The sequence below is a fragment of the Paenibacillus sp. J23TS9 genome (genome assembly GCF_018403225.1).
In the GTDB taxonomy this organism is placed as follows: domain Bacteria; phylum Bacillota; class Bacilli; order Paenibacillales; family Paenibacillaceae; genus Paenibacillus_AQ.
Genome location: NZ_BOSG01000001.1, coordinates 2,471,007 through 2,495,227 on the forward strand (window position 1 = coordinate 2,471,007; position 24,221 = coordinate 2,495,227).

At 48.0% G+C, this 24,221-nt stretch carries 24 protein-coding genes; 4 read left to right on the forward strand and 20 right to left on the reverse strand.

Annotated elements, in window-relative coordinates:
- Positions 1-15 precede the first annotated feature (15 nt).
- From KJS65_RS11615 to KJS65_RS11630, 4 genes are all read right to left on the reverse strand, one after another.
- A complete protein-coding gene (locus KJS65_RS11615; RefSeq protein WP_136604829.1) occupies positions 16-375 on the reverse strand; it encodes a replication termination protein in 360 nt (119 codons plus the stop codon).
- A 352-nt stretch (positions 376-727) separates the two neighbouring features.
- A complete protein-coding gene (locus tag KJS65_RS11620; RefSeq protein WP_213649958.1) occupies positions 728-1,924 on the reverse strand; it encodes an acyltransferase in 1,197 nt (398 codons plus the stop codon).
- A gap of 124 nt (positions 1,925-2,048) precedes the next feature.
- Positions 2,049-2,819 carry a pirin family protein gene (locus tag KJS65_RS11625; RefSeq protein WP_213649959.1) on the reverse strand — a complete coding sequence of 257 codons (771 nt, stop codon included), beginning with the start codon at positions 2,817-2,819 and terminating at the stop codon, positions 2,049-2,051.
- Positions 2,820-2,859: 40 nt separating this feature from the next.
- Complete coding sequence (locus KJS65_RS11630; protein ID WP_213649960.1) at positions 2,860-3,246, reverse strand: DoxX family protein; 387 nt, start codon at positions 3,244-3,246, stop codon at positions 2,860-2,862.
- 249 nt (positions 3,247-3,495) lie between these two features.
- On the opposite strand from KJS65_RS11630, the gene KJS65_RS11635 reads away from it, so the two are divergent.
- Entirely contained in the window at positions 3,496-3,717 is a 222-nt protein-coding gene (locus KJS65_RS11635; protein WP_213649961.1) for a hypothetical protein, read from the forward strand.
- 27 nt (positions 3,718-3,744) lie between these two features.
- Entirely contained in the window at positions 3,745-4,044 is a 300-nt protein-coding gene (locus KJS65_RS11640; RefSeq protein WP_136604824.1) for a hypothetical protein, read from the forward strand.
- 42 nt (positions 4,045-4,086) lie between these two features.
- Here the strand turns inward: KJS65_RS11640 and KJS65_RS11645 are convergent, their stop codons facing one another.
- Together KJS65_RS11645 and hrpB are read right to left on the reverse strand one after the other, a co-directional pair.
- The gene (locus KJS65_RS11645) at positions 4,087-4,653 is read right to left on the reverse strand and encodes a YflT domain-containing protein (RefSeq protein WP_213649962.1); all 567 of its coding nucleotides are present in this window, start codon (positions 4,651-4,653) and stop codon (positions 4,087-4,089) included.
- Positions 4,654-4,737: 84 nt separating this feature from the next.
- On the reverse strand, positions 4,738-7,233 hold the full coding sequence (gene hrpB / locus KJS65_RS11650) for an ATP-dependent helicase HrpB (RefSeq protein WP_213649963.1): 2,496 nt from the start codon (positions 7,231-7,233) through the stop codon (positions 4,738-4,740).
- A gap of 124 nt (positions 7,234-7,357) precedes the next feature.
- Between hrpB and gluQRS the strand changes: the two genes are divergently transcribed.
- Positions 7,358-8,347: a tRNA glutamyl-Q(34) synthetase GluQRS gene (gene gluQRS / locus KJS65_RS11655; protein ID WP_244864498.1), complete on the forward strand. Its 990-nt coding sequence runs from the start codon at positions 7,358-7,360 to the stop codon at positions 8,345-8,347.
- Positions 8,348-8,419: 72 nt separating this feature from the next.
- On the opposite strand, the gene KJS65_RS11660 is transcribed toward gluQRS, so the two are convergent.
- From KJS65_RS11660 to KJS65_RS11715, 12 genes are all read right to left on the reverse strand, one after another.
- On the reverse strand, positions 8,420-8,797 hold the full coding sequence (locus KJS65_RS11660) for a DnaJ family domain-containing protein (RefSeq protein ID WP_213649965.1): 378 nt from the start codon (positions 8,795-8,797) through the stop codon (positions 8,420-8,422).
- Positions 8,798-8,928: 131 nt separating this feature from the next.
- Entirely contained in the window at positions 8,929-9,735 is an 807-nt protein-coding gene (locus tag KJS65_RS11665) for an SDR family oxidoreductase (protein WP_213649966.1), read from the reverse strand.
- A 143-nt stretch (positions 9,736-9,878) separates the two neighbouring features.
- On the reverse strand, positions 9,879-10,685 hold the full coding sequence (locus tag KJS65_RS11670) for a hypothetical protein (RefSeq protein WP_213649967.1): 807 nt from the start codon (positions 10,683-10,685) through the stop codon (positions 9,879-9,881).
- A gap of 13 nt (positions 10,686-10,698) precedes the next feature.
- A complete protein-coding gene (locus tag KJS65_RS11675; protein ID WP_213649968.1) occupies positions 10,699-11,454 on the reverse strand; it encodes a vWA domain-containing protein in 756 nt (251 codons plus the stop codon).
- A gap of 39 nt (positions 11,455-11,493) precedes the next feature.
- Positions 11,494-13,509 (reverse strand): protein kinase family protein, encoded by a 2,016-nt coding sequence (locus tag KJS65_RS11680; RefSeq protein WP_213649969.1) that lies wholly within the window; start codon positions 13,507-13,509, stop codon positions 11,494-11,496.
- Between the two features lie 129 nt (positions 13,510-13,638).
- On the reverse strand, positions 13,639-13,914 hold the full coding sequence (locus tag KJS65_RS11685; protein WP_136604816.1) for a WXG100 family type VII secretion target: 276 nt from the start codon (positions 13,912-13,914) through the stop codon (positions 13,639-13,641).
- 115 nt (positions 13,915-14,029) lie between these two features.
- Positions 14,030-14,308, reverse strand: a complete 279-nt coding sequence (locus tag KJS65_RS11690; RefSeq protein WP_136604815.1) for a DUF4176 domain-containing protein — start codon at positions 14,306-14,308, stop codon at positions 14,030-14,032.
- A gap of 64 nt (positions 14,309-14,372) precedes the next feature.
- Positions 14,373-15,041, reverse strand: coding sequence for a hypothetical protein (locus tag KJS65_RS11695; protein WP_213649970.1), 669 nt, complete (start codon positions 15,039-15,041; stop codon positions 14,373-14,375).
- Positions 15,042-15,061: 20 nt separating this feature from the next.
- Positions 15,062-16,252 carry a WXG100 family type VII secretion target gene (locus tag KJS65_RS11700; protein ID WP_213649971.1) on the reverse strand — a complete coding sequence of 397 codons (1,191 nt, stop codon included), beginning with the start codon at positions 16,250-16,252 and terminating at the stop codon, positions 15,062-15,064.
- Positions 16,253-16,258: 6 nt separating this feature from the next.
- Positions 16,259-17,086 (reverse strand): hypothetical protein, encoded by an 828-nt coding sequence (locus KJS65_RS11705; RefSeq protein ID WP_213649972.1) that lies wholly within the window; start codon positions 17,084-17,086, stop codon positions 16,259-16,261.
- Between the two features lie 16 nt (positions 17,087-17,102).
- The gene (gene essC, locus KJS65_RS11710) at positions 17,103-21,092 is read right to left on the reverse strand and encodes a type VII secretion protein EssC (protein ID WP_213649973.1); all 3,990 of its coding nucleotides are present in this window, start codon (positions 21,090-21,092) and stop codon (positions 17,103-17,105) included.
- Between the two features lie 77 nt (positions 21,093-21,169).
- Positions 21,170-21,502 carry a ubiquitin family protein gene (locus tag KJS65_RS11715; RefSeq protein WP_213650776.1) on the reverse strand — a complete coding sequence of 111 codons (333 nt, stop codon included), beginning with the start codon at positions 21,500-21,502 and terminating at the stop codon, positions 21,170-21,172.
- Positions 21,503-21,866: 364 nt separating this feature from the next.
- On the opposite strand from KJS65_RS11715, the gene KJS65_RS11720 reads away from it, so the two are divergent.
- Positions 21,867-22,106 (forward strand): hypothetical protein, encoded by a 240-nt coding sequence (locus tag KJS65_RS11720; RefSeq protein ID WP_136604810.1) that lies wholly within the window; start codon positions 21,867-21,869, stop codon positions 22,104-22,106.
- A gap of 296 nt (positions 22,107-22,402) precedes the next feature.
- Here KJS65_RS11720 and KJS65_RS11725 read toward each other — a convergent pair whose 3' ends face one another.
- Both KJS65_RS11725 and rsgA read right to left on the reverse strand, forming a co-directional pair.
- Positions 22,403-22,930 carry a hypothetical protein gene (locus tag KJS65_RS11725; RefSeq protein ID WP_213649974.1) on the reverse strand — a complete coding sequence of 176 codons (528 nt, stop codon included), beginning with the start codon at positions 22,928-22,930 and terminating at the stop codon, positions 22,403-22,405.
- Between the two features lie 121 nt (positions 22,931-23,051).
- Positions 23,052-24,143, reverse strand: a complete 1,092-nt coding sequence (rsgA, locus tag KJS65_RS11730; protein ID WP_213649975.1) for a ribosome small subunit-dependent GTPase A — start codon at positions 24,141-24,143, stop codon at positions 23,052-23,054.
- Positions 24,144-24,221 lie beyond the last annotated feature (78 nt).

A 24,221-nucleotide genomic window follows, 5' to 3' on the forward strand; every position in this document is an offset into this window, starting at 1 on the left:
CTTTTCGGTACCCTGTTAATAATTGTCCTTGACCGCCTTGTTCAGCATGCCGAGGCAGCGATCCAAATCCGTTTTGACCTGCTTCTTGTACAGCTTGGCCTTCTCAGGACCATCTTGGGTAAAGTGGTACAGCACAATCTCCTGAAAATCCACACGTGGATCATTCCCCTTCAGCTGTTTGGTCCGGTAAAATACCCCTTCCTGAACCAGCTCATGCAGCGCCCGGTATATTTCACTTTGCGGGGGAGAATAACCGTAGCTTTTAAATTCCTGTCTCATTTCCTCCAGCATTTGATACCCGTATCCCCGATGCTGTTCAACCATTGTAATCAGATACGTTTTAATAAAAGCACGCTGGGCGATCATAAAAGCCACACCGTTTCCCCCTTTGCTTCTTTTCCTTCATTAACCAATTCAAATCCATTATAAACGACTATTTTCCATATTGCATAACATGTAATTTTCACTTTATATCGAATACGATCTGCAATCATTCAAAAATAGGCCGAAGAACATTTTTTATACCTTGATTTGTACTGCGGGAACGGTAAAAAGTCATCTTCGCAGATAGTGGATCAGATTGGATTTGTTTCCTTTTGTGAATTTTTCAGGTGTTGAAATAATATTGTTAGAGGTAAAAAAAGAACCCGCTCCGCTTTTTCAGCCGCTTCCTTGTTCAAAGGAAGGATGGCCTACTCCAGAGCAGGTTCTTTATCATTTTAATAAATCAACTTCCGTCCACTGAACGCAAGGGGGTTTGTCCCTGACTCGGGACGTAACGGCGTTGCTTTTTGGGAAGCGAGGAGACCCCAACCGTCCATTTCCCAAAAGGAAGATAAGACATCGCTATCGTTAATCCATAGGATAAAATGATGCAGATCAGGAAGGTCATCAACATCCGCAGCGTCACATTCCAGCCTCCGAACAGCCATTCGTCGATCTTGTAGCTCTGTCTAAGCATCAATGCATGCACTAGGTAGGCGCCGTACGAATATCTACCAAGCGTATTCATGAAATCCAGCTCTGTTGGTCCCGATTGCTGGGTTCTTCTTTGGGACCACTCGTAGAATACAAAAATCGAACAGACGAGAAAAATAGTGATCAGCGGTCTTAGCAGATTAAGCTGGTTAAACGAAATATGAAGCCCGGCTTCTGAACCGGAACCAAAGCTTCGAACGGTAATATACGTGTAATATCCAAACAAGCCTATAAAAGCAGTCCAATACATCAGCTTTCCTTTTTCCAGCCAAAGCTTCCAACGATCCGGGTGCATCCCGGCTGCAGCGCCAAGAATAAAATAAATCATGAAATACAGGAAATTCCTGTCCGCGTACTTCGTTAAAAATGGCGTAAGAAAAGGCAGATTTACCCGTGTCATGACATCACTGATCCGAAATAGATTTTCCAACAGCAGCAGACAGAGAAACCCTGCACAAGTGAGTGCAACTGCGCGCCATTTATAAGGAAACCATTGCGTGCATTTCCGCATGAAGTACCGGAACAGAGGAAACAGCAGGTAAAACTGAAAAATCATAACGATATACCAGAGATGATAACTGTTTTTACCGGTGAAAAGCATATTAACCCATTTGCTAAGCTGATGCACATTCCATGCAGGGCTTACCAGGAAATATATAGCGGACCATAGTATATAGGGCACAAGGATATCCATAAAACGTTTGCGAACAAAAGAAAAATAATTAATCTGCCCGTCATAATTATAAAAGAGCACCAGCCCTGTAATAAAAATAAACACTGGCACGGCAAATTTGGCGGCCATCAGTAATAACGTCATGATGACACCGTCTTCCAGTTTAACGCCCTCCACTACGGAAAAGTGGGCAATCGCATGCTGGAGTGCTACGGCCAGAAAGGCTAGCCCGCGCAGCAGCTCTATTTCACGAATTCTGGCTTTCTTCGGCATAAGCTCACTCCTGTCCTGAAGAATAGCTCATAAAAATATAAACTCCCATGCTTTCACCTAAACAAAAACAAAAAAGAGCGCCAGCCAGAATATATCATCTGACGCGCTCTTTTGACAAATGTTTTTAATATTTTTTGGGGATGAGCCCATAGTTTACCCGTTCAGGAACTTCAATCAGGAAAATCCGGACAGATTCATCTCCTGCCTGCAGCAATAACGCTTCATCCTCATCCGTAGATAGAAGCATAAAGTCCCGCTCATGAAAGCCTTCATAATGTCCTTCGCCTGACTTCCAGCTTCCTCCTCCTCTTACTGCAAGTGCAGCCAAAGCTTTGCCTTTGGTCAGCGGTTGACTGAATTCTTGCTGCGGCATGAGTTCAATATCCCACATCCGTGCTTCGGCGGTCAGATGAATGGGGGAAGCGTCGCCTAGGATCTGCTTTACGCTCAAGCCCTCCTGCTCTTCAATCGGAAACTCGTCATGCTCATACTGCTCGTACGCAGGTTTCTTCTTGGCTTCTGATTGCAGGTCTGGCTCAAACCAGATTTGAAATGCTTCCATATCCGGGCAAAAAAAATGTTCCTCATGGCTGACGCCGCTACCGGCTTTGATGACCTGGGCTCCACCCTCGCCCACGGTGCTGCGAGTTCCGAGGGAATCCCCATGCTCGGCTTTGCCCTTCAGCACATACGTCATGATCTCAAAGCTGTAATGGGGATGGAGTGGAATATAACCTTCCTCAGGAGTATGTGCCCATGCCCAATAAAACAAAGGACCGACTCGGTTGATCACTGAGCCTTCTCCCGGAAATCCAATGGGCTTTTGTTCCGTAATTTTACCGCCGCCAAAAATCCCTTTGCCCTGCATTGCTGGTGTATATAAACGCATTTTCATAGGTAAACCCTCCTTATCCTGATAGACGGAATGGTTACGATTAAAACAAGTGATACGCTCCAGGGCCGGTTAATGCCACACCTACAACAACAGCAATCAGAATCAGGTTATATTCAAAGCCATTCGCTGTAGCCCAGAAGCCGTTTTTACCATGGACTGTCACAATGGCCCCAATCATCGTCAATGCAATCATGATTGCCGCAACAGGTGTCCACACGCCAGCTGCGAAGAGCAGCCCGCCCAAAAGCTCAAACAAACCCGTAACGATTGCTGCTGGTAGCGCAGGCTTTACATTCATGGAACCAAGCCAGCCGGCCGTTCCTTTCAAGCCAGGACCTCCAAACCAACCGAATAATTTCTGTGCCCCATGTCCTGCAAACGTCAATCCAACGATCAATCTGATAATCAGCAATCCCCATGCTATCATTTTTATATTCCTCCATTTTCATTATTCTTAATTTTATTTTGCTTTAATTTAAGATATATAGATAAAAAAATCAGCTAATATTTAGTTAGTCGTAACATGTAATTCCTCTCCTTGTGCTCGGTGTTTTTATCTTGATTTAAAGATATATCATTTTTAGATTATAGTCAACCTTTTTTATAATTTTATTTTATCTGAGGATAGACCGCATCCCTACCGCTTATACTAAGCCGAAAAGAATGGAGCCCTTTTATGGATACACTGCCACCCGAATCCGGCAAAATCCTGGATGCCGCTGATTTATTGGCATGGCAAGCACTCATCAGACATGAAACTCTGCAGATCATCAAATCCGGAACTTTTGTTCAACTGGTCTCCTACCCGGAACTGATGGATCTGATAGCTCAAAGCATGTCCATGAATAAACATATACTTCAGCTGCTGCATGACCGGTTCGATTCTGTAATTCCTTGACTTGAACAATCACCGGAGGTGAGGTAATTGAACCCCGTTGTGGAGAGTCTGCTCGGCTTCAAAGCATTTAACGATCAATTCATAGCGGAGGACCTGCTGCAGGATAACCGACAGCGCATGGGACTGCTTCTGGATTGTCTCAAGGCTTCCACCGAAGAGAATTTAATGAATGAAATGATACTGCAGATCAAACTGTCCATCCAGCTTGAGCAGCATCTGCTTCAGCTGGGTTTGATTAAAGATTGGCTGGCTGAAGATATCTGGGAGCAATTGGGCAGAGATTTGAAATGGGCATATAAGGCTCCGCGTATGATTCAGAAAAAATAAAACCGGATCTGCTGTGTGCAGCTGCCGGTTTTATTTTATATATCAATGAGGCTTGGGTTCATCATCGTTTATGATTCTCGTCGTGTCATCGGTAATCAGCCCAAGATCATTATTATATCGATCTTCATTCAACGAGCGGTTTTCCCTGAAAATATCGTAAATTTCCCTGTCTCGCTCTTGGGCATTTACTATAACCAGAATTTTGCCATGGTCTACATAATTTTCGTAATCCTTAGCTTCATCCTCTGGAATTCCAAGACCGATCAAGCCACCTACCATACCGCCGGCTCCGGCACCTACAGCCAGACCAGCCAGTGTAGCTGCAATCGGGCCTGCTGCAAGAATTGGACCAATACCCGGAATCGCCAGTGCTCCGATACCTGCAAGCAATCCTGTGATGCCTCCCAGCATACCGCCCGTAGCAACACCTGCCGCAACCCCTTCAGGTGCCTTTGTCCCCGTATCCTCGGTAATGGACTCCAAATCTTCACGATCCTTCGTAATCACAGAAATATCCTTGGATGGAAAGCCATAGCGCTGCAAGCCTTCAATAGCACGGGAAGCCTCCTGCTCTGTTTCGAACACGCCTACAATCTTTTTATCCTCCATGACCTTTTCCTCCATTTCACTATTTGTTTTCATATTACCCGCTTCATCTGAAAAACAAACAATATGGAACTCCCTGAAGGATCTTTATTGTGGGCGGGTGCGTCTTGTCGCTATAGCCTCCAGCGGATCGTCCGGCCAATAATGCTTGGGATACCGGCCTTTTAAATCTTTCCTCACTTCAAAATATCCGCTTTTCCAAAAGCTCGCCAGATCAGAAGTAATCTGGACAGGGCGCTGAGCGGGCGACAAAAGATGAAGTGTCAGCGGTATTTTACCATGACCAATCCTTGGCGTTTCATGTAGTCCGAACATCTCCTGAAGCTTGACCGCCAGGGCGGGTTGCCTCGGATCGCTGTAATCCACGGCTATTCTTGATCCGCTTGGAACGGTGATATGTGTAGGTATTTCCTTGTCGAGACGACTCTTTTTATCCCAGCCCAGCTTTTGCTCAAGGATCGCTGCAAGCTGCAGCTTCTGGAGATCTGTACGGCTCCTCATTCCATAAAGATACGGCAGGAGCCACTCCTCCAGGTTCCCCAGAAGCGCTTCTGCAGTCATCTCCGGCCAATCCGGATCCGCCATGTGCATCAGCTGCAAACGCTGACGCAGCTGTTTGGCCTGCTTGGTCCAAGGCAGAATATCCAGTCCCTCGGTCCGTATACCTGTCAGGAGAGCAGCGGCTACCAACTCTTGAGGAGGCTGCATGGCCTGCGACTCCCGGAGTATGATTGCTCCCAGACTCGTCTGATTCCGGGCCTTAACAGTGCTGAGCCCCGAATCCCATTCTACAATCATTTCTTCCTCTATATCATCCTGATGATATCGCTGCAGGTCCTCAATGCTCAGTGGAGCAGCCAGCAAAATTTTACCCTCCGCACCTTTCTGATCATCCACCGCAGCCACCGTGACATATGATGAACGGCTGAGCAGCTGCGCTCCTGAAAGTTCCACTCCCCGGCCCGAGGTCAGCAAAAACTTGCCTCCGCCGCGGCTCTGACCAATCCGGTCCGGATAAGCAAAAGATAATAAAAGCCCGCACTTCTCCGAATCAACTGCTTCTCCATCCTTAATGCCCAATTGTTTCCGGATATGCCGGCTTTCACGTGCAATATGCTTTAATATTGTCTCTTCTGTATTTGCTGATGTTATACCTCTCTGATCCCATAAGGAAATAGCCTCGATCCGGCTTCGGATGTCCGCATCTTTGTCCTTGGGGCTGCCCCGGAAAATATCTCTCTCCTGCAGCAGAGCAGCTATGGAGGCAGCAAGCCCTCCCATACCCATCCCCACAGCCTGGAGCATCATTGCTGCCAGCCGGGGATGCATGCCAAACTCCGCCATCCGCTTCCCTTTATCAGTGATCATCCCGCCCAGATTAATTGCCCCGAGGCGCTGCAATAGCTCTCTCCCCCGCTCAAAGGCGGCCTCCGGCGGAGGATCAAGCCACAGCAAGCTTTTGGGCTCTTGAACTCCCCATGCCGCGAGCTCAAGTGCTAACGGCGTTAAATCCGTCTCCAGAATCTCCGGCTGATTCCGCTGTTTCAAGTGATCATGTACTTCATGGCTCCACAGCCTGTACGCCACTCCCGGAGCCGTCCGTCCCGCCCGGCCTCTGCGCTGGTCTGCAGAAGCCCTTGATACCTGGCTTGTTGCCAAATAAGGCATTCCTGAGCGCGGAGAAAAAAGCTGTGTACGCATATATCCGCTGTCCACCACAATCCGAACACCGTCTATTGTTAAGCTCGTTTCCGCAATGGAAGTTGACAGTATTATCTTGCGCCGGTTTTCCGTATCCGGACGCACGGCAGCATCTTGTTCATTTTGCGGCAGCTGACCATACAGCGGCCTAACCACATATCCGGATGGAAGTACTGCTCTATCCAGCTCTGCATGCAGCCTGCGGATTTCCCCGGCTCCGGGCAGGAAGACCAGAATATCGCCGGGATGTGCTGCGGCAGCCTCCCGGATAACAGCTGCCAGATGCTGCTCGAGTTTCTGTCCGTTAGCTGGCGGTGTATATATCGTTTCTACCGGAAACTGCCGTCCAGGACAGTTCACGACAGATGCATGCCCCAGCAGCGTAGCGACAGGCTCTGCTTCAAGCGTCGCCGACATCACCAGAATCCGTAAATCCTCCCTGAGGACAGACCTGGATTCAAGTGCCAGAGCGAGACCAACATCACCCTGTAAATTACGTTCATGAAATTCGTCAAAAATGATCATCCCGACGCCTTCAAGCTCAGGATCATTTTGCAGCATCCGGGTCAAAATCCCCTCCGTCACTACTTCTATCCTTGTATTTTTACCTGTCTTACTATCCATCCTTACCCGGTAGCCGACAGTTTCTCCAGTCTGCTCGCCGAGCATTTTGGACATATATTCCGCTGCAGCCCGCGCTGCGAGCCTGCGCGGCTCCAGCATAATGATTTTTCGGCCATGCAGCCAAGATTCGTTCAGGAAAGCCAGTGGAACCTGGGTCGTCTTCCCCGCCCCCGGCTCAGCAATGAGGACCGCCGATGTATCTGATCGCAATCGTTCAATCAGCTCTGGCAGTACCCTCTGTATCGGTAATTCATTCATTCTCTTCTCACCATGTCTTTCGATCGTATACTTGTCTTGCTTTCATTATAGAGCCTTGGAGCACTGGATATCCACGTCGGTTTGCTATAAAATGTACGAAGCTGCAAAAAGGAGACGATTGCACTTGAGCCAAAACAAACGTCAGGTGCGAGGCAGATTCGCACCTACACCTTCAGGCGAGCTGCATATTGGCAACGCATGGGCGGCTTTGCTTTCTTGGCTTCAGATCCGCAGCCGGCAAGGAAGTTTCGTGCTGCGGATGGAGGATATCGATACACAGCGGTCCAGACCGCACTTGGCAAGACAAATTCTTGACGACCTGTACTGGCTAGGGCTGGACTGGGATGAAGGTCCGGATGTAGGCGGTCCTTTTGGTCCGTATACCCAAAGCGAGAGGATCGAGTATTACAATGAAGCCTTGAAGCAGCTTGATGGCAAAGGATGCCTTTATCCCTGTTATTGCAGCCGCGCTGATCTATTAGCAGCTGCACGCGCACCCCACGGATTATCATCGGAAGGTCCCGCATATCCAGGAACCTGCCGCCATCTGACGCAAGAAGAAGCTGCCCGCAAGTCCTTGGTTAAAGCCCCTTCATTACGGTTCAAAGTTGGCCATGAAATGCTTATTTTCCGGGATGGTGTTGCCGGCCGTCAGGAGTTTGATGCCGCCAGCGGCGGCGACTTCATCGTGCGGAGAGCAGATGGAATGATATCGTATCAATTGGCTGTTGTCGTAGATGATGACCGGATGCATATTACGGATGTCCTCAGAGGATCAGATCTGCTGGATTCCGTCCCCAGGCAGCTCATGCTTTATAAAGCGCTTGGTTTGCATGCCCCAACTTTTGCCCATGTTCCCCTGTTCATGGGTCCGGATGGCAAACGACTGGCCAAGCGGCATGGCGGAACCAGCCTGGCAGCACTTCGTGAAATGGGTGTCACTGCCGAGCAAGTGGTCGGCTGGCTCATGTGGATCGCAGGCCTGACAGAGAAGCTGGAGCCATTGACAGCCAGAGAGTGTATACCTCTCTTCCTTATGGAGAAGCTTCCTTCTGATCCGATCATCATCACCGAAGTGACGTTATCCCGTCTGCATGGAACTAAAATCCCATAAAAAACCTCTATCTTTGCCTGAGCTGAAGGTAAAGATAGAGGTTTTTTATTTTGCTATACAACGAATAAGCACCTAAGAATCCTCCAAGCGATCTCGCATCTTTTGCTCATATTCCAAAAACGCCGTACTGCCGCTTAAGCCTCTCTGCTCAGTCAGCATTTGAAAGCGCAGCTTCTTCTCAGTCAGTGTTTTTTTCAGCTTTTCCTTCTCGCCGGCGGTCTCGCAGGCATGAACTAAATCCTGCAGCTTCAGCAGTTCTCCCTTCAGCTGCATTTCCTCTGGAATGAACCCGGCATTTTTCATGATTTTATATGACATGCGGAGGTCTTCAGGAATCTGAGACGTATCTTCGAGCTCCAGCGGCTTTCCTTTACCTGCCAGATCCTTGAATTCACCCTGATTCATTGCCCGGGTTATTCTTTGTTCTGCAAGCCAAGACATGATACTCATGCGAGGTCAGCCCTCCTTATGTTCTAAAGTAACCTTCTTTCTATGTAATCATGTACCGCGGGGCATGTCAAACTAGAAGAAGACCGCTTCCGCAGCTGCGGAAACGGCCTTTATTTCCAACATATCCTACATTAGCAGAGTAGCGATTCCGCTCCGTCAATAATAATCTGTGCGCCTGTAATATGACAGGCCTCATCCGACCCCAGAAACGCCACAAGATCAGCCACGTTTTCCGGGTCCCCAGGTCCATCAGCCAGCGGCTGACTTCCTTCCGGGAACTGTACCGGGATGACGATTTCCTTCAGCTCTTCGGTTTTCTCCGTGCTTTGGTCGATATTGGTTGAAATGGAACCCGGGCAGATGACATTCACACGGATTTTGAATTTGGCCAGCTCCAGCGCAGCCATTTTGGCAAAGGCTACTTGACCTGCCTTTGAGGTACTGTATGCGGACATACCAAAATTCGAGAACGTGCGGTTGCCGTTAATGGAACTCGTAATAATGACGCTGCCACCGTGCTGTTTCAAGTGGGGTATGGCATATTTGACTGTCAAAAATGTGCCGTTCAGATTCACGCTCAGCGTATGCTGCCAGTCCTCCAGCTTCATATCTTCAATAGGTGAAAGCACGCCATTGATCCCTGCATTGGCAAAAACAACATCAACCGAGCCGAACAGTTCTACCGTTTCGAGAACCGCTTTTTCCACACGGGCCGCATCCGAGGTATCCACATCAAAAGCGCGTGCGGAGCCCGGACGAATGGCATTAATCTCCGCTTCTGTCTGAGCAGTGCGGTCGTTTAAAAGATCGAACAAAGCCACATTGGCTCCCTCTGTAGCCATTTTGATGGCAGCCGCTTTTCCAATGCCGGAACCGGCTCCCGTTACAATCGCTGTCTTTCCTGTAAAACGCAGTTTATTTACCTGCTCCTGGCTCATTCGTATCTCTCCTTTGGTATCCTGATTCTAGTATGTTTCATCTGTCTCAAGATTACCCAAAAAGAGCTTATGCTTAATCACCTAGCAAAAACATTTTTATTCCTGTATATATTTTGAATTTCTGTAAATCCTCGTTATTCCTGTTACCACTGAAGCTCCAAAAACGCAGCATCATCCTCAAGTCCGCCTGTATGAGGGGCATCAAGGAGAATCTGGATCTGTTCATCCGGCAGCAGCTGGCGGATCGGATCCAGATCATCCAGACCATCCGTATAGAGCTGAAGACGCATTGGTAATCCGTATTCCAGACGGGTCTGGTATACATGGGGCGAACCGCCGACCGGCCCCGTTAAGGTGGACCAGCGTTCATTCGTCAGCATCGTTTCGTGGAAATATTCGCTAATCTCCGCATCATTTTTCCAGAAGCGCAGCCGTGAGTCCCCCTGCCATGCCATCCAGATTCTACCCTGCCTTTTCCTTGCTGTAGGCAGCTCGATGCGGCCACAAATATACATCGTCTGGCTTCCAAGACGCTGTTTGTCTTCCAGTACCTCGCGCAGCAGCGCCGGGACTTCTCCCGGGGGCGTCAGCTGTTTAAGCTGCTCGGAAGCTGATACGGTAATTTCCTGCATGAAGCTTGTAAAAGCTGCAGAGGACCACTCGCGCGTGGTACCCAGCCAGTCCAGCAGCGTATTGCCAAGAAATCGTGCAGCGAAATCACCTTGGTAGCTCTGTCCGACTCCGTCGCAAAGAACAAAATTACATGAGTTTCCATCCATATGAACACCAACAAAATCCTGCCCTTTCTCTCCCTGCACTAGACTTTCCATTGCGCGCCCATAAGCATATCTGCAGACAAAACGACCTTGATATGTAGAAAGCCGATGCTCGGAGGACTGGGAACTGACAAACGTGAATAAGCCTTGAGTTGCAGCCGTATTGGTTTTCATAGAATACCCCTTCCTACGCTCTGACCGGCGTTGCCGCCGACATTTGGAATCCGATGGACACGAGCTCCGAACAGCTTCCTGGAAGCATCATCAAAGCTCCGGGTGCAAGCAGATAATCAGCCTCGGCCAGCATCTCCCGGTAGCTCTCCGGCAGAGGTGAGGACATATTCCGCAGCTTTGCCGCATGCTCATCCCTCAGCTCGGTTTCCGTGTGGATTCCTTTCCAACGCCTCGGCTGCAAGATAGGCTCATCCAGCATATGATCGGAGATAAAGATATTTTCCACGAGCACATTTCCGTCTGGTACACTCATGCTCATAATCCGTTTGGCTATAGGCTCAGGATCATCACCGGTTGCCACCCCATCGGTCATGTGACAAACCAGCGGGGCAGGACAATCCTGCATATGCGGAAGTTCGGACTGCAGAATACGTTCCGCCTGGCGGAAGGCCTTTGCTGAATCCGAGAATCTTCTCGGTGTCAGATCCGGCAATGAACCCACTGCTGCAATTTCATCGATCCCCTTAATTCCATTGAGCAGATCGTAAACATCATCACTATATGCCAAGATGGCAATCCGGTAACGCGGCGTGAGTCGGTTACCTTTCGTTGATCGGAACACCATTTGTCGAATGGCGAGAGATAAGGCTTCATAAACGATATCGATCCGCCGTTTATCCTCCATCAGCATATTCATGGATGCGCTGATATCGATTAAGTAGATAATAAGCGCGGGCGTGCGCTGGGAAGCCTGAATAGTATAATTCATCTTTTTATTTAACTCCCCTTTTTGGTTAATAAATCATGTCTAGACGTTAGGCAGCTGATAACCCGCGTTGGCCAGAAATTTATAAATTCCGTTAGCGCGAGTGCTGGTTTTCCCCACGGTTTTAAAATAAGCAGAATCCTGCTCATACAGATTGACAAAGCTTTTAGCGTATTCTCTTGCTTTCGCCGTATTACCGCCCTTTTGAGCATTATAGGCTTGATTATAGGATGCAATCAGCTGGACTACCTGGCTTGACCGTTTTTTCTGGAGTGACTTGGCTCTCGCTGCAGCCTCCTTGCGTGCGGCTTCTTCTTTGGCCTGTTGAATCTTTAGCTGCTTCTGGTAAGCTTCATACTTGGCCTGTTTGTCATACATCTGCTGCAGCTGTTGCTTCTCCGCATTCTTTTTCTTTTGATTTTGCATTTGCTGGGCAAGATATGCTTCATACTTGGCCTGTTTGTCATACTGCTCTTGCAGCTTTTGCTTTTCAAGCTTCTGCTGAGCCAGCTTGATTTCTTCTTCCTGCTTAAGCTTTTGCTCCGCTTCGGCAGCCTTCAGCAGCTTTTCATCCTCCTGCTTTTTGAGCTCTGCCAATCTGACTTCTTCCTGCTGCTTGGCAAGCGCTTCAGTGGCTGCGGCTTCCTTTTGACGGTTTTCCGCCCGGTCTGCCAATATCCGATTTACCGTAAAGCCGGAGCCTCCGATAAGGATCAAGGCAGCGATCGCAGTGGCAATCCATTTTCGGGAACGGTAAAAAGGAAGCTTCCCTGTCTCATTTTCCTGTTTCGGATTGAGCAGCTCCTCAATCCCCTGAATGGCCGCTTCCAGTTCCACCTGCATCGGTGAGCCTGAGGGAACAAAATGATGTGCGGACCGGTAAACCTCAAGTGCGCCGTTGAGATTTCCCTTCTCCTCCATTTCCCTTGCCTGCAGGAATAACCGGTTGACTACGCCACTATCCTGCCCGGTTCGGTTCGATTCAACGAAGACAGCGCCTGAACCCTGTCGTTCAGGGACGGACCCCTCAGCAGCCTCAGAGGCTGCCTGCAAAGGTATGATTGGCTCCTCCACTTGAATATTTGGAACTGCAGCGATTTCAATTTCATCCTGCAGCAGTTGTTCCTCATTAATCGACGACAAGATAACCAGCCATTCACCGAAGGTCGGACAACTGCTAACATCCTGACTCTCCCAAGCACGGCCGAACAGTTCCGCAACCTTAGTACCCCAGTTATGCTCGAGGGACTTCTTCAGCACAAAATACCGCTCACAAGGGTTTTGCATCTCATGCTGGTCGAAATAGCTTTCTCCCCAAGCCTTCCCCACTACCTGTGGATCACACCATCCCAACATCTCAGCAAGAATAATCGCTCCGGCAAACCGATCTGCATAAGCACTCCACAGTCCACTCTGCACCGTACGATGGGCTGCATATCCAGGTGAGCCTGTCAGCAGTACGTCAGGACGGTCCATTTTAGGACTATACATCTGCTCAACATCAACCAATTCGACAGCCGAGCTCTTGTCCGGTAGATCGACTTCAGAAAAAAACGGAAGCATCACGTTCGGAGCAGATAAATCGCAATGGGCCAAGCCACGCTGTTCCATGCCCGAAGCAATGCCGGAAAGCGCCTTTGCGAGCGAGAGACTTTCCGTGCGTTTAAGCTGCCTCTGGTCGGCAATGATATCAAACCAGGTAAATCCGTGAACCCAGGGCATCAATACGGCATATAGCAGGTCCGGATGTTCGGCAATTATTTCTCCGTTTCTTTCGGGAGTGAGCACGTCTCGACTGCAGACCTGCAAGCCCGGGCTTTCACTGTAAATCTCCATCGTTTCGGACTGATAAACCATCGCCGGAATACGAAATTTAGGAAAAAACACTTTCAGAGCCTTCGCCTCATGCGGCCCGCCTTCTGCAGGAATCAGCTGATAGACAATTCCCTGCCTTCCTGCTTGGGCATATGCCAAACCGGGCGCGGCTGGATGCTGACCCACAGAGTACATTTTTCCGTTGATACGGATCATATCTCCGGGATTAGGCTGAAAAGACATAGACATCCCCTCTCTTTGTCAAAAAACTAGAATAGACTGCAAGAAAACCGGGAGTTCATGAACACCCGGTTTCTAAGCTTATATGTGGATTGTACCAATCCCAATACTTTGGTCCTATCGGAATACACCTTAACGCGTTTCGTCGACGGTGCGGAATTTCTGGGCAATTGCAGTCAGCTCTTGACTGATGCTGTTGAGAATTTGAACGAATGATTGCATCTGCTTGCCTGCTTCCTGGAATTCCTGGAAGAAACGCTGTTTGGTCATCCCTTCCCATTGTCCTTCCATGCCATGAATGGCTTGGGTCAAGCTGGAGACGATTTGTTGGCTTTGCTCTCCGCTTTGCTTGAATTGATTCGCTACCGTATCGACTTGCTCGGGGGTAATTAAAATACGTCCTGCCATAATGTGCCTCCTTCAAGGTTCGATTATTTTCTTTTTTATTTTCGTTCTAGACTATACTATATTTTGCCAATTTCATCTAAAGTCGCTAGTCCTGATTCTTTATACCCGCTCGCTACTAAATTGAAACATCCTCCAGAAGCTTGTTGAATCTTTCTTCCTCATCATTCGAAAATCCGGTAAATTCGATCTTGTCGATATCCTCATGATTGAACAAAAAAGTATAGTTGGGGTCGATGTATCCTTCCGGATAGACAACACCCAAATAATCGTATAAGGTGTTACTTTCCATTTGGATCTGCTTGCGCCCGTAAATCATCAACTTCTTCTGAGCGCCCTTGAGCAGAACTACCGATCCGAGCGGAAGCAATGAATTCGTGTGTTCCCGTTCCTCCATCGTTTGTTCAACCATCCTCTCTATTGACAATATGTACGCGTCTTTCTGGGAAAAGACTGAAATATTAGCCTCTTTTCTTCATCAAAATATACTTGTGAAGATTACCGGCTAGCATCATATATGCCAACGCAAATAGTAAAAGAAGCATGATAATCAGCATCACTTTGATGTTGTAGCCCCCGAAGGTTTTAACGAGCACACTCCCGATCAGAACCCCTGCCCCGGAGCATGCCAGAATGACGCCTTGTGACTTTCTTAGCCCATTGCCATTACCTGACACGGTCTCATTTTCTTCACGGGAGTAATATCCGCCATATAAAAGTTTCATATGAATCCGATACAGAAGTCCGAAAACGATACAATACCCCGCCCCGGATACGATCAGAAACCAAGGTGATGTCATACCCAAGGTGGCATATGCAAGCTTGTTCGCAGCCGCCGTAAAGGCTGCTGAGCCCAATAATCCAAGCACTCCCAGAAACAACAAATGGAATACTTGCATTCTGCCAGGCGATATCAATATCAAGAGGCCCAAAACATCCAATACAGCCAGCGGAACCAGCAGCACCCACGCCCATAAAGGGGTAAAGGGATCTGCAAAGGCCAAAATGAGAAGCAGCAAATTAGGGAGCAGGAGCAGACTCACGGTCTGAGATCGTATGATATGGAGCGGATAAACCCCGGTAAAATCATCTATGGAACTTTGCTTTTGTTGAGGAACACTGCTGTTCAACGATCCCTCACTCCTTTACATCAGGCAAACATCTTGCCCAGACTGCCGATTTTATTTTTCACTTGATCCGCCAGCTCGCTTGCTCCATGAGATACGGCTTTTACGGAATCTGAAACGGCATGAAAGGTTTCCTGCGCTGCATGGCCGATCCCTTCCGCTGCAACCTTCGCCACTTCAACGGTTCCGTCGATCGCCGCATCTACTCCGTCTACCGCATAAGTTTTTAGCGATTTTCCGTTAATTTCAATATCGGTGACCGCCGATATGATCACACCTGAAGCCAAGCCTACCACCGCACCTACAGCCGTACCAGCTACAGGAACCGCGGAACCAACCGCCGCACCAATCGCGGCACTGCTTGCCAAAGTCCCTAGACCCAAGCTTCCGTTCACCAATACACTGGCTGCCGCGCGGCTTGCGCCTCCGCGCTTATAATCCTGAAATCCGGATACACCTGTATCAAATAAAAGGCCAGCGTAACCAAGCTTTCCGCCAATCCCCTTGATAGAAAGAGACTCTTTGGCAGCGATTTTGGGATCAACAAATTTCCAAACCTGAGGATTTTTCGCCGCATTATTGAGCGTGTAACGTGTTCCCTTAATGCCTTCATTCAGTGCATATGGTGAACGCGCGCCCTTGATCGTAGCAACTGCCCCATTATTTCTCATATTGACATTGAATCCGCTTTTGACCATCGTTCCCAGCATTAGAGCACCATAGCCCAGCGAAGCCCAGCCTGCTGGAGTCGGTCCCTGATAGCCCCAGCCGACATCAACCCCGTCCTCACTTGATCCTTGTCCCTGTACAGCCATAATTGCAGAAGACGGATTCGAGATCGGGACATTGCGTCCGCCATAACCGGGGAGAATCGAACCACTGCCTTGTATACCGGCAGCACGAAAACTGGCAACCGGGGAATTATAGAATGCAGAATTGCCCATGATAGAATGCTGCTGCTGATCTGCGGTCTGAAACTGGCCTGCCTTATTAAGCACATTTCTTCCCATTTCGTTAAGCAGGGCATAGAGCTGTTCTCCCTGTTGGTTGGCGGTTTGCCACTGATTCAAGAGAGATTGACGGATAGAAGTTTCCCATATTAACGATCCTAAAGCCTGATTTAAAGAAGCCGTAATTTGGCGGATTTGCTCGCCACTCTGCTCCAACTGACGACTTAATGCCCGGAGTGCTTCCGGTTCAACAGAAATACGCACGGATCATCACCTTCCATCTGATTCAGCGGACTGCTTCAGCCAAAGAAGCAGCATCTCTTGAAATTGTTGTTTGCTGGCAGGACTGGCTGTCAACCAGTCTTGATCCCCGCTCATGCTCATGCGGACTAGCCAATTCATTGAATCATTAACCACAAATGCGGCATTCTGTGTCTCCCAGCTGCTTCCATTCCATGTGGATAAGTGCATTTCGCCTTCTACTGTACGGAATTTCATGCAGCGGGCAAGCGCAATTGAACCTTCCATATCATTCGTAGCCGCGGCAAGCTCATCACTCAGTTCATCCAAAGTGAGAGTCGAAGCGCGGCTGTATATTTCCCCGAATTTCTTTTTGGAGAGCAGCAGGGCCGGTGTATCCGCAGGGGCATAATCCTTTAAATCCATCTCATCTATCAATCTGCCGCAAGCCTCATCCACCGTTCCCAGCTCATCAAGTTTATATTGGAAATCCATTTCGGATTTACAGACCTGAACGACACGTTCATTTGTAGCATGCAAATAACCTTCGAAAGTTTCATTATTTTGCTTATACCTTAACCAGCAGGAGCGTTCAGCTAAACCTGCTATGGCCACTCGCGAGAATACCTTTGGAGGCATGGCAAGCTCGACACCGTTGTCTTCCTCTATAAGGTAACCCTTTTCCAGAAGAGATGCTTTGACGACATCCCATTCTTCGGCAATTTCCTCCGCCAGATATCCTTGAAAAGGGTCTTCTATGCCTAAAAGGCGGTCTGAACCCAGAATTCCTGCCAGGAAAAAGAATTCTTTATTATCAAGTGTAATTGTATCCTGTTTGGAAGCATGAATCGTCAACATTATGAGCCACCTCCCCTCAAACAACAACATGCCATCGGTCACGAATTTCTGTGACCCATTGATCGCTGTCCCATTGGTCACCGAACGGAATTGCAGCTTTAACCCTGGCAAATTTCCGTTTAATGTAGTACCCCTGTCCCGGTGGAAGAATTTTCAAGCTGCCAGGGGCATTACTGGACTCCGAAAAAGGAATCCGAAAGAACGATAAATCATTAGGGTCTAAAGTCCCGAAAAGAAATCCGCTTTGGCAAGATTTCACATCATTAAACCATTCCACCCCGAACGTTGGAAAGTCAGCCGGAACACCCGATAACAGAACATGTACATTCCGGTCGCGTCCGAGCCTCACAATGGCTCCGAGCTGTTCCTTTATAGTAAAATCATTTAACTGCTTAGCTAGAATGTCGGCATCATCGATCACCAGCAGAATGGCTGGTTCTTCCGTCTCTTCACTTCCACGTCGCTGCACCTGCTCATATATATGCCCAATCAGAAGAGAGAGCTCTTCTTCCCTCGCGGCACAGCCCTGTATATGAGGAAGCTCTTTAATTTGCGACAGACCACGGCTTCCATAACGGGAATCCACTGTGTACATAAGCATCTGCTCCGGTGAGTAATGATATGCCAACGACAGCATCCACGCAAGTAAAAAAGAGGTTTTACCTCCCTCCATCGGGCTGGCAATGATGAAATGAGGTCCTTCCTTCAAGTCCAGTTCAAAGGGCTCCAGATCATCCGTAAACAATCCGACAGGTACTTTAAACGAAGATTTCCCCGAAAGTTCTGGCTTAAAGCTTGCCATATGCGGCATAAGCTCATGAAGCAGAATACGTTCCGGCAGCTTTTCAATCTTCGGCACTTGTTCATTGGGATAATGCTGAGCGATGCTCTGAATCTGGTTGCGGAGCGCAATGGAACGTACTGCTTCATCATCGCCCGCTGCCGGCAGCGCTGCTTGGAACTCAAGCGGTGGTACATGTCCTTTCACTAAACCTCTGCCCGGAGGCATGGAGCCAGGGTTCCTGGCCGGTCTGCCAACGGCGTAATAATAATCTGCAGCATCCGCGAGTTCAAAGGTTGCGGCATTGGCAATATTGCTCCGTACTTTTTCAAAAATATCAGATATACGGTTTGAGGTGATCATGAACGTGATTCCAAGGTTACCGCCCTCACGCAAAATAAATTCCAGCATCTCATTTTCTTCAGGAAATGAATTCCGGAAATTCAAGTAACCATCGATGATCACGAGCAGCTGCGGAAGAACGGTCATCTGAGAACGCCGATAAGCAGCAGCAGTTTTCACGCCTGCCTCGGCAAACATTTCTTTGCGCCGGGAAACCGTCTTCACCAGAAAACGGAACAAGCGCTTGATCCGGTCATCCTCTTCTGCCATCATCACACCGCCAATATGCGGCAGTCCTGTGAAATCACGCATCATGCGGCCCATATCCACGATGTAACCATTCCACGCCAGTGGAGAATAGCGGCCTGCCAGTGACATAAACAGTGTCTGTATAAATGTCGTCTTGCCGAGACCCGGCATTCCATATACTGCCCAGTGTCCCATCTGCATCGAAATATGAAGAGGTCTTTGGCTTTGGTTAGGCAGATCATCAATAACACCAACGATTCCTTCAAGCTCATTGACTTGCAGGTTTCCTGTAATGCCAGCCAGATCCTCCAGCTCAAGTCTGTCCGGAAGCGGCGGCAGCCACGGTCCCTGAAGACGCGGGATTCCGGCGTCGTTTGCTGCTTCTGCCAGTTTGTCTATAAAGACCTGCAGCTGCTTTGGCGGCTGCTCCATTTGCAGATTCGCTGCGGACATGCTGGTTGCCAGCAGATTTTCACGTTTTCCGTTCAAAGAGATTTCGGTCGGGACGATCCGCCCCGGCGAATCCGTTTGTTCCACATAAGGTGCACCACTCCAGGCAAACTGCATTTCTTCAAAAATCTCATCGCTGCCCACCTGTAGGTAGCCTCGTCCCGGCTTATTGATCCAGGCTGCATTCGGAATTTTGAGCATGTCCCGGCTGTCACCTTCGTCCTGTACGCGCAGACAAATGCGGAAACGGGCATTACTCCATATTTTATCGTCAACAACGCCAGCCGGTTTCTGAGTCGCAAGTATCAGATGGACACCCAGTGTTCGGCCTATAGCCGCTATGCTGATCAGTTCATCCATGAACTCGGGCTGATCTTTTTTGAGCTGTGCAAATTCATCAATAATAATGACCAGATGCGGAAGAGGTTCTCCCCCTCCGCGTCTTAACTGCTTGTAGTATTCATCGATATGCTGCAGATTTCCGGCATCATTCAATATTTTTTGGCGTCGTACTAGCTCCGCCTTAAGTGATATTTGGGCTCTTTCCATCAAACTGCTGCTTAAATTGGTAATCGTTCCTACAACATGCGGCAGATCGATGAACGTATTGGACATACCTCCGCCCTTATAATCAATTAACATGAAAGACAGGTCATGGGGATGAAACTCTGCGGCTAGAGAGGCTACAATGGACTGAATAACCTCACTTTTGCCTGACCCGGTTGTCCCCGCGATCAGTCCATGCGGACCATGCCCTTGTCTTTCTATTTTATCATGAATATTCAAATTGATCTTTTTACCGCCGGCACGGACGCCAATCGGGACCGGGAGGCTTTCTGGATAACGATTATTTTTCCAGCGCTGCTGCACATCCAGATCCGATACGGTTTTCATATTCATCATTTCAAACAGAGACAGTACATCCGGTATATCCGATGCCAAGGAACGTTTCAACCGGACTGGGGCCATATAACGTGATAAAGCCTCTGCCCTTTCGAGCGTAAGGATATCCGGTACAAAACTCATCTGATCAAATGCCCCGTCCTCACGCTTTAAGGAGTAATGCCCCTGCTCCCTGCTAACATCCACGATCAAATGGCATTGCATAGGCAGTGTCTCCTTGCGATCCGACAAAATGATGGTGCAGGTGTCAACCTCTCCGGGTTCTTCCAGCAGAAGTGGAAGCAGCGGCTCCTCTTCGATCAATTGGCTGCTCGACAGAAGGACAAGCTGCACCGGCAATTCAACGGTTTTCTTCTTTTTCTCATTACGTGATGTTTTACGGCGCATCAGACGCTGGAACAATTCATCCGCAAGCTGGTGGGTACTGCTGCGCCGGTCAGACATATAGCGCTGGCCCCGGTTCTCATCCCATGTATGCGGGAGCCATCTCATCCAGTCCCAGTCCTCTGCATCCTTTTCCTCGTAAAAGGCGGCGAGCTTCACCTCGTCCGGTGAATGCCGGACAGCCATCTGGGCAATCATGACCCGCAGCGAATTCATGACCGCCTCCCGGTCCCCCACGAGACCAATGACTTTCGCTTGGAACAGCGGCAGCGCTACCGGAGCATCCGGAACCGTTTCAAATTCACTTGCCAGCTCCTGTGCCGCTTCAATCAGCGGATCTTTTACATAGCCGTCCGGACGGGGAACCTTCACCTTCATATAAAAGGGAAGATTTCCTGTACCAATACGCGTATGCAGAAAGTCATCATCCTCAAAGGAACGTTCCCACAGCACGCTGCTGCGGTTTTTGACAACATGAAAACAGACATCAGGATCACCGTGAACTTCGAAAAGCACATTCACCTGTTCCTTATGCCCTATGGTTAATTCTTCCCTGTGTTTGTCCAGCTCCACATGATATACACGGACACGTTCCTTCAGCTGTTCCTTATATTTCTTCTTGTTGCCTAGATAGACAAAGAAAGGAATCGTGTAAGATGTCAGCATCATCATGACAGAAACCATCTGAAACATAATATAGCTGGAATTGCCCATCTTTCCGGTCAGATTCATATATATATAAAATCCAATACTGAATATCGTCATTACCGCCGGAAGTAGAATGGAAATGAGAGAGAATGAAGGCTTATTTGGCTCATTCTGCGGTCTCAATATTTCGATTATCTCTTCTTTCAGCGTTGGCTTGATTCTTGGCGAGCGTTGATACAACACATTCACGATGCGTCAGCTCCTCCTTTAGCTTCCAAAAACATTCTATGTATTTTGTACGTGTTTTTTTCTCCAAAGTTGCTCTCTTAATCCCCCATTACCCCAATAGAATCATTTTGAAACAGGCTTCTTTTCCCATATACGGGAGCTTCTTCATCCGTTGTGGAGAAAGCGCGCTGAAGCCTTATCAGGCTGCCTTCCCGAAGACCTGCTTCGGCGATATCCTGTGAATCACGGATCGTAAACCAGAGCCCGTCCGGAAATTTTCCTTCCAATATATATTGTTGGCCTGCTTGAGGCGATTCCCCGTACACCCTCATTCCCAGCATTTCCTTCAATTGAATGACGGGATAATCGTCCGGAACATCGATATCAAACCAGTCTCTTTGCTGGCGGCTTTTGATGACGGTCAGAATCAATATTTTACACCTCACATTCTCTGTAAATCTATGATTCATAAGATACAATAACTTCTATGATAATGTATCACTCGTGCGCAAACATGTCAATTTGTGACAAATTAACTAGAATAAATCATTATACTCAAAAATAAAATAGGTTCAGAGAATCATTTCCATTTATTTTTCATTCCTGTTTATGATAAAATATCCTTTTTCAAGTAAGATCGAAATGACAATTTCACTTCATTTATATCCATGAAAATCTCTATGAATCTGTGAAAATTGTGTGCAATTTAAGTTTTTATAAGCTTTCTTTAAGGTATTTTTAATAATCGGGGTTTAGAATACAGATATGGAATAACACGAATGAGGTGATTTTTCTATGAGAATGTTAATTAGTTTCCAAAACAAGCTGGTCCCAGTATACTTCAGCAGTGAAAACAAACAATCCGTCCAAAAAATATTAAAGCTGCTAAGCGGCACCTTAGAAAATAAGTTCCAATACGGTAAAAGAGCATTACAAAAATGCCTGAATTCATTGATCAGCATCGAAATCGAAGGCTCTGAAGCCATTTTGCACAGCAAAAGTGAAAATGACACATTGGCACTGTCCCTCTATTAAGAGGGATTTTTTTTGTCTGCAACAAAAAAGGAGCCTTTATGTAAGACTCCCCATGATGGATACATGCGTATCATTATTATTTGAAGGAATACCATTCCACTGCGTTTTGTGCTTTCTGAATACGGATCTTGAATAACTGAAGCAAACTGGAGCGAGTATGTTCTTCCGGGCAGGAGTCCAGTTTTCTTAAAATAAACCGATCAATGGACATATCAAGCCTCTCCCTTAAGATTCATTCAGGAACTATTTTCCTGTTTTACATATTTACCCGCATAAATCCTTTTTAATCACGCTTTTTACCTATGCAGCACCTGCTCTGCTTCTAGTGTTAAAAGCATCATTAAAATATAAATAACAAGGGATGCCAGGATCAGGAGGATTCCCAGAATTACGGCAAGCAGCGGTGCGAGCGGCGCAATCAGCAAAATGAGAAAAGTTGCAGTGATGACGATGATATACCATCTCCAGCGCTGGATCGCCTTGTTCTGAAATTCATGCAAGCCTCTGCGGCCGGCAAGCTCGCTGATGCCATAGCAAAGATGAAATACAATGTACAGCTTTAGGATGTAGAGCACGGCATTAAACAAAAAGTAGAACAACCATGACTGGAGTGATGCCCACGATATGACGAGGGACATCACCGAAAGAATGATCATGACAACGGACATATTTTTGGCCTTGAGAAAATGCAGCGACTTGCTTTCCAGTTTTATGAAACCGAGAAAGAAGAGCACATACCCGACCACATCCGGCAGTATGTCAAAACCATTAATGCGGACATCAATCAGAAACAGAAATCCCCAAAATAAGTGTAAAAAACCCACTCTCTCCACCTCCCGCAGCTTCCTTTATATTATATATTGGTAGGGCAAGCCTAATTATAACTTAAAAGGAAAGCCTTTACATCCAATATATACCATTATTATTCAGCTCCGGTGAGCCCCCTCACTCCTCACTTATGCGGCTGTTCCAAAACGCAGATTTTCGGCGTACCGGCTCCTTCGCAGAGTGATCCTTCCGGTTGACTTTCCTAAGGGTGCGCGCCTCCTTCTTAATCTGGAACTGTAGCTCGCGTTGAGTCTTATGGTAATTCTGCAACCTTTTCTCATCCAGCTCCCCGTCATGAACAGCTGCAAGAACGGCGCATCCCGCTTCATTCTCATGCTGGCAGTCCGTGAATCGGCATCCTTCCCCGATCGTTTCGATATCGGCAAACACCTGCTCCCATCCTCCGCCGTCATCATCATAGAGCTGCAGCTCCCGCATTCCCGGCGTATCCACCATCAGTCCTCCCTGTGGCAGCAAAAACAGCTCCCTATGGGTGGTCGTATGCCGTCCCCGGCTATCCTCCTCACGGATGCCCTGCGTCTTTTGCTCGATGGATTCCGCCAACCAGTTAACGATCGTCGATTTACCGCAGCCGGATGAGCCCGTAAGTGCTACCGTCACACCCTCCTTCAGATAACTGGTAACCGCATCTTTCCCCATATTCTCAAGCGCACTAACTACATGTACCGGCACCCCGGGTGCAATCAATTCCATTTCCGCAGCCTTCATCTCCGCATCATCACACAGATCGGCTTTACTCAGAAGAATGACCGGATTCACGCCGCTATTCCAGGCCATGATCAGATAACGCTCCATCCTCCGCGGATTGTAATCATCATTCAGTGAAGTCACTAGGAATAGTACATCGACATTTGCAGCAATCAATTGTTCCTGTGCCGATTTGGCACCAGCCTTCTGTCTGGAAATGCTGGTCTTTCTGTCGATAATACTGTGAATAATGGCTCGGCCCTCACCTTCAAGCATATGCAGCTGAACCCAGTCGCCAACAGCAGGATTTATGCCTTTACTTTGAAGAGTATGCTGCATTTTGCCGGACATTTCGCCCCACACTTCTCCTTCATCCGTGAACACCCTGTACTTTTGACCGTGATCCGCGATGATCCGTCCCGGCTTGTGCAGACTGCGTTCCTCTTTGCTCCAGTTGTTCTCCCAATACATATTCCAACCGTACTGCTTCAATTGATTCAAATAAAATCCCCCTAAAAAATGTTGTTTGTTTTTTTATGAAAAAACCCCGAAGCTTATCGCTCCGGGGTTATTGCATAC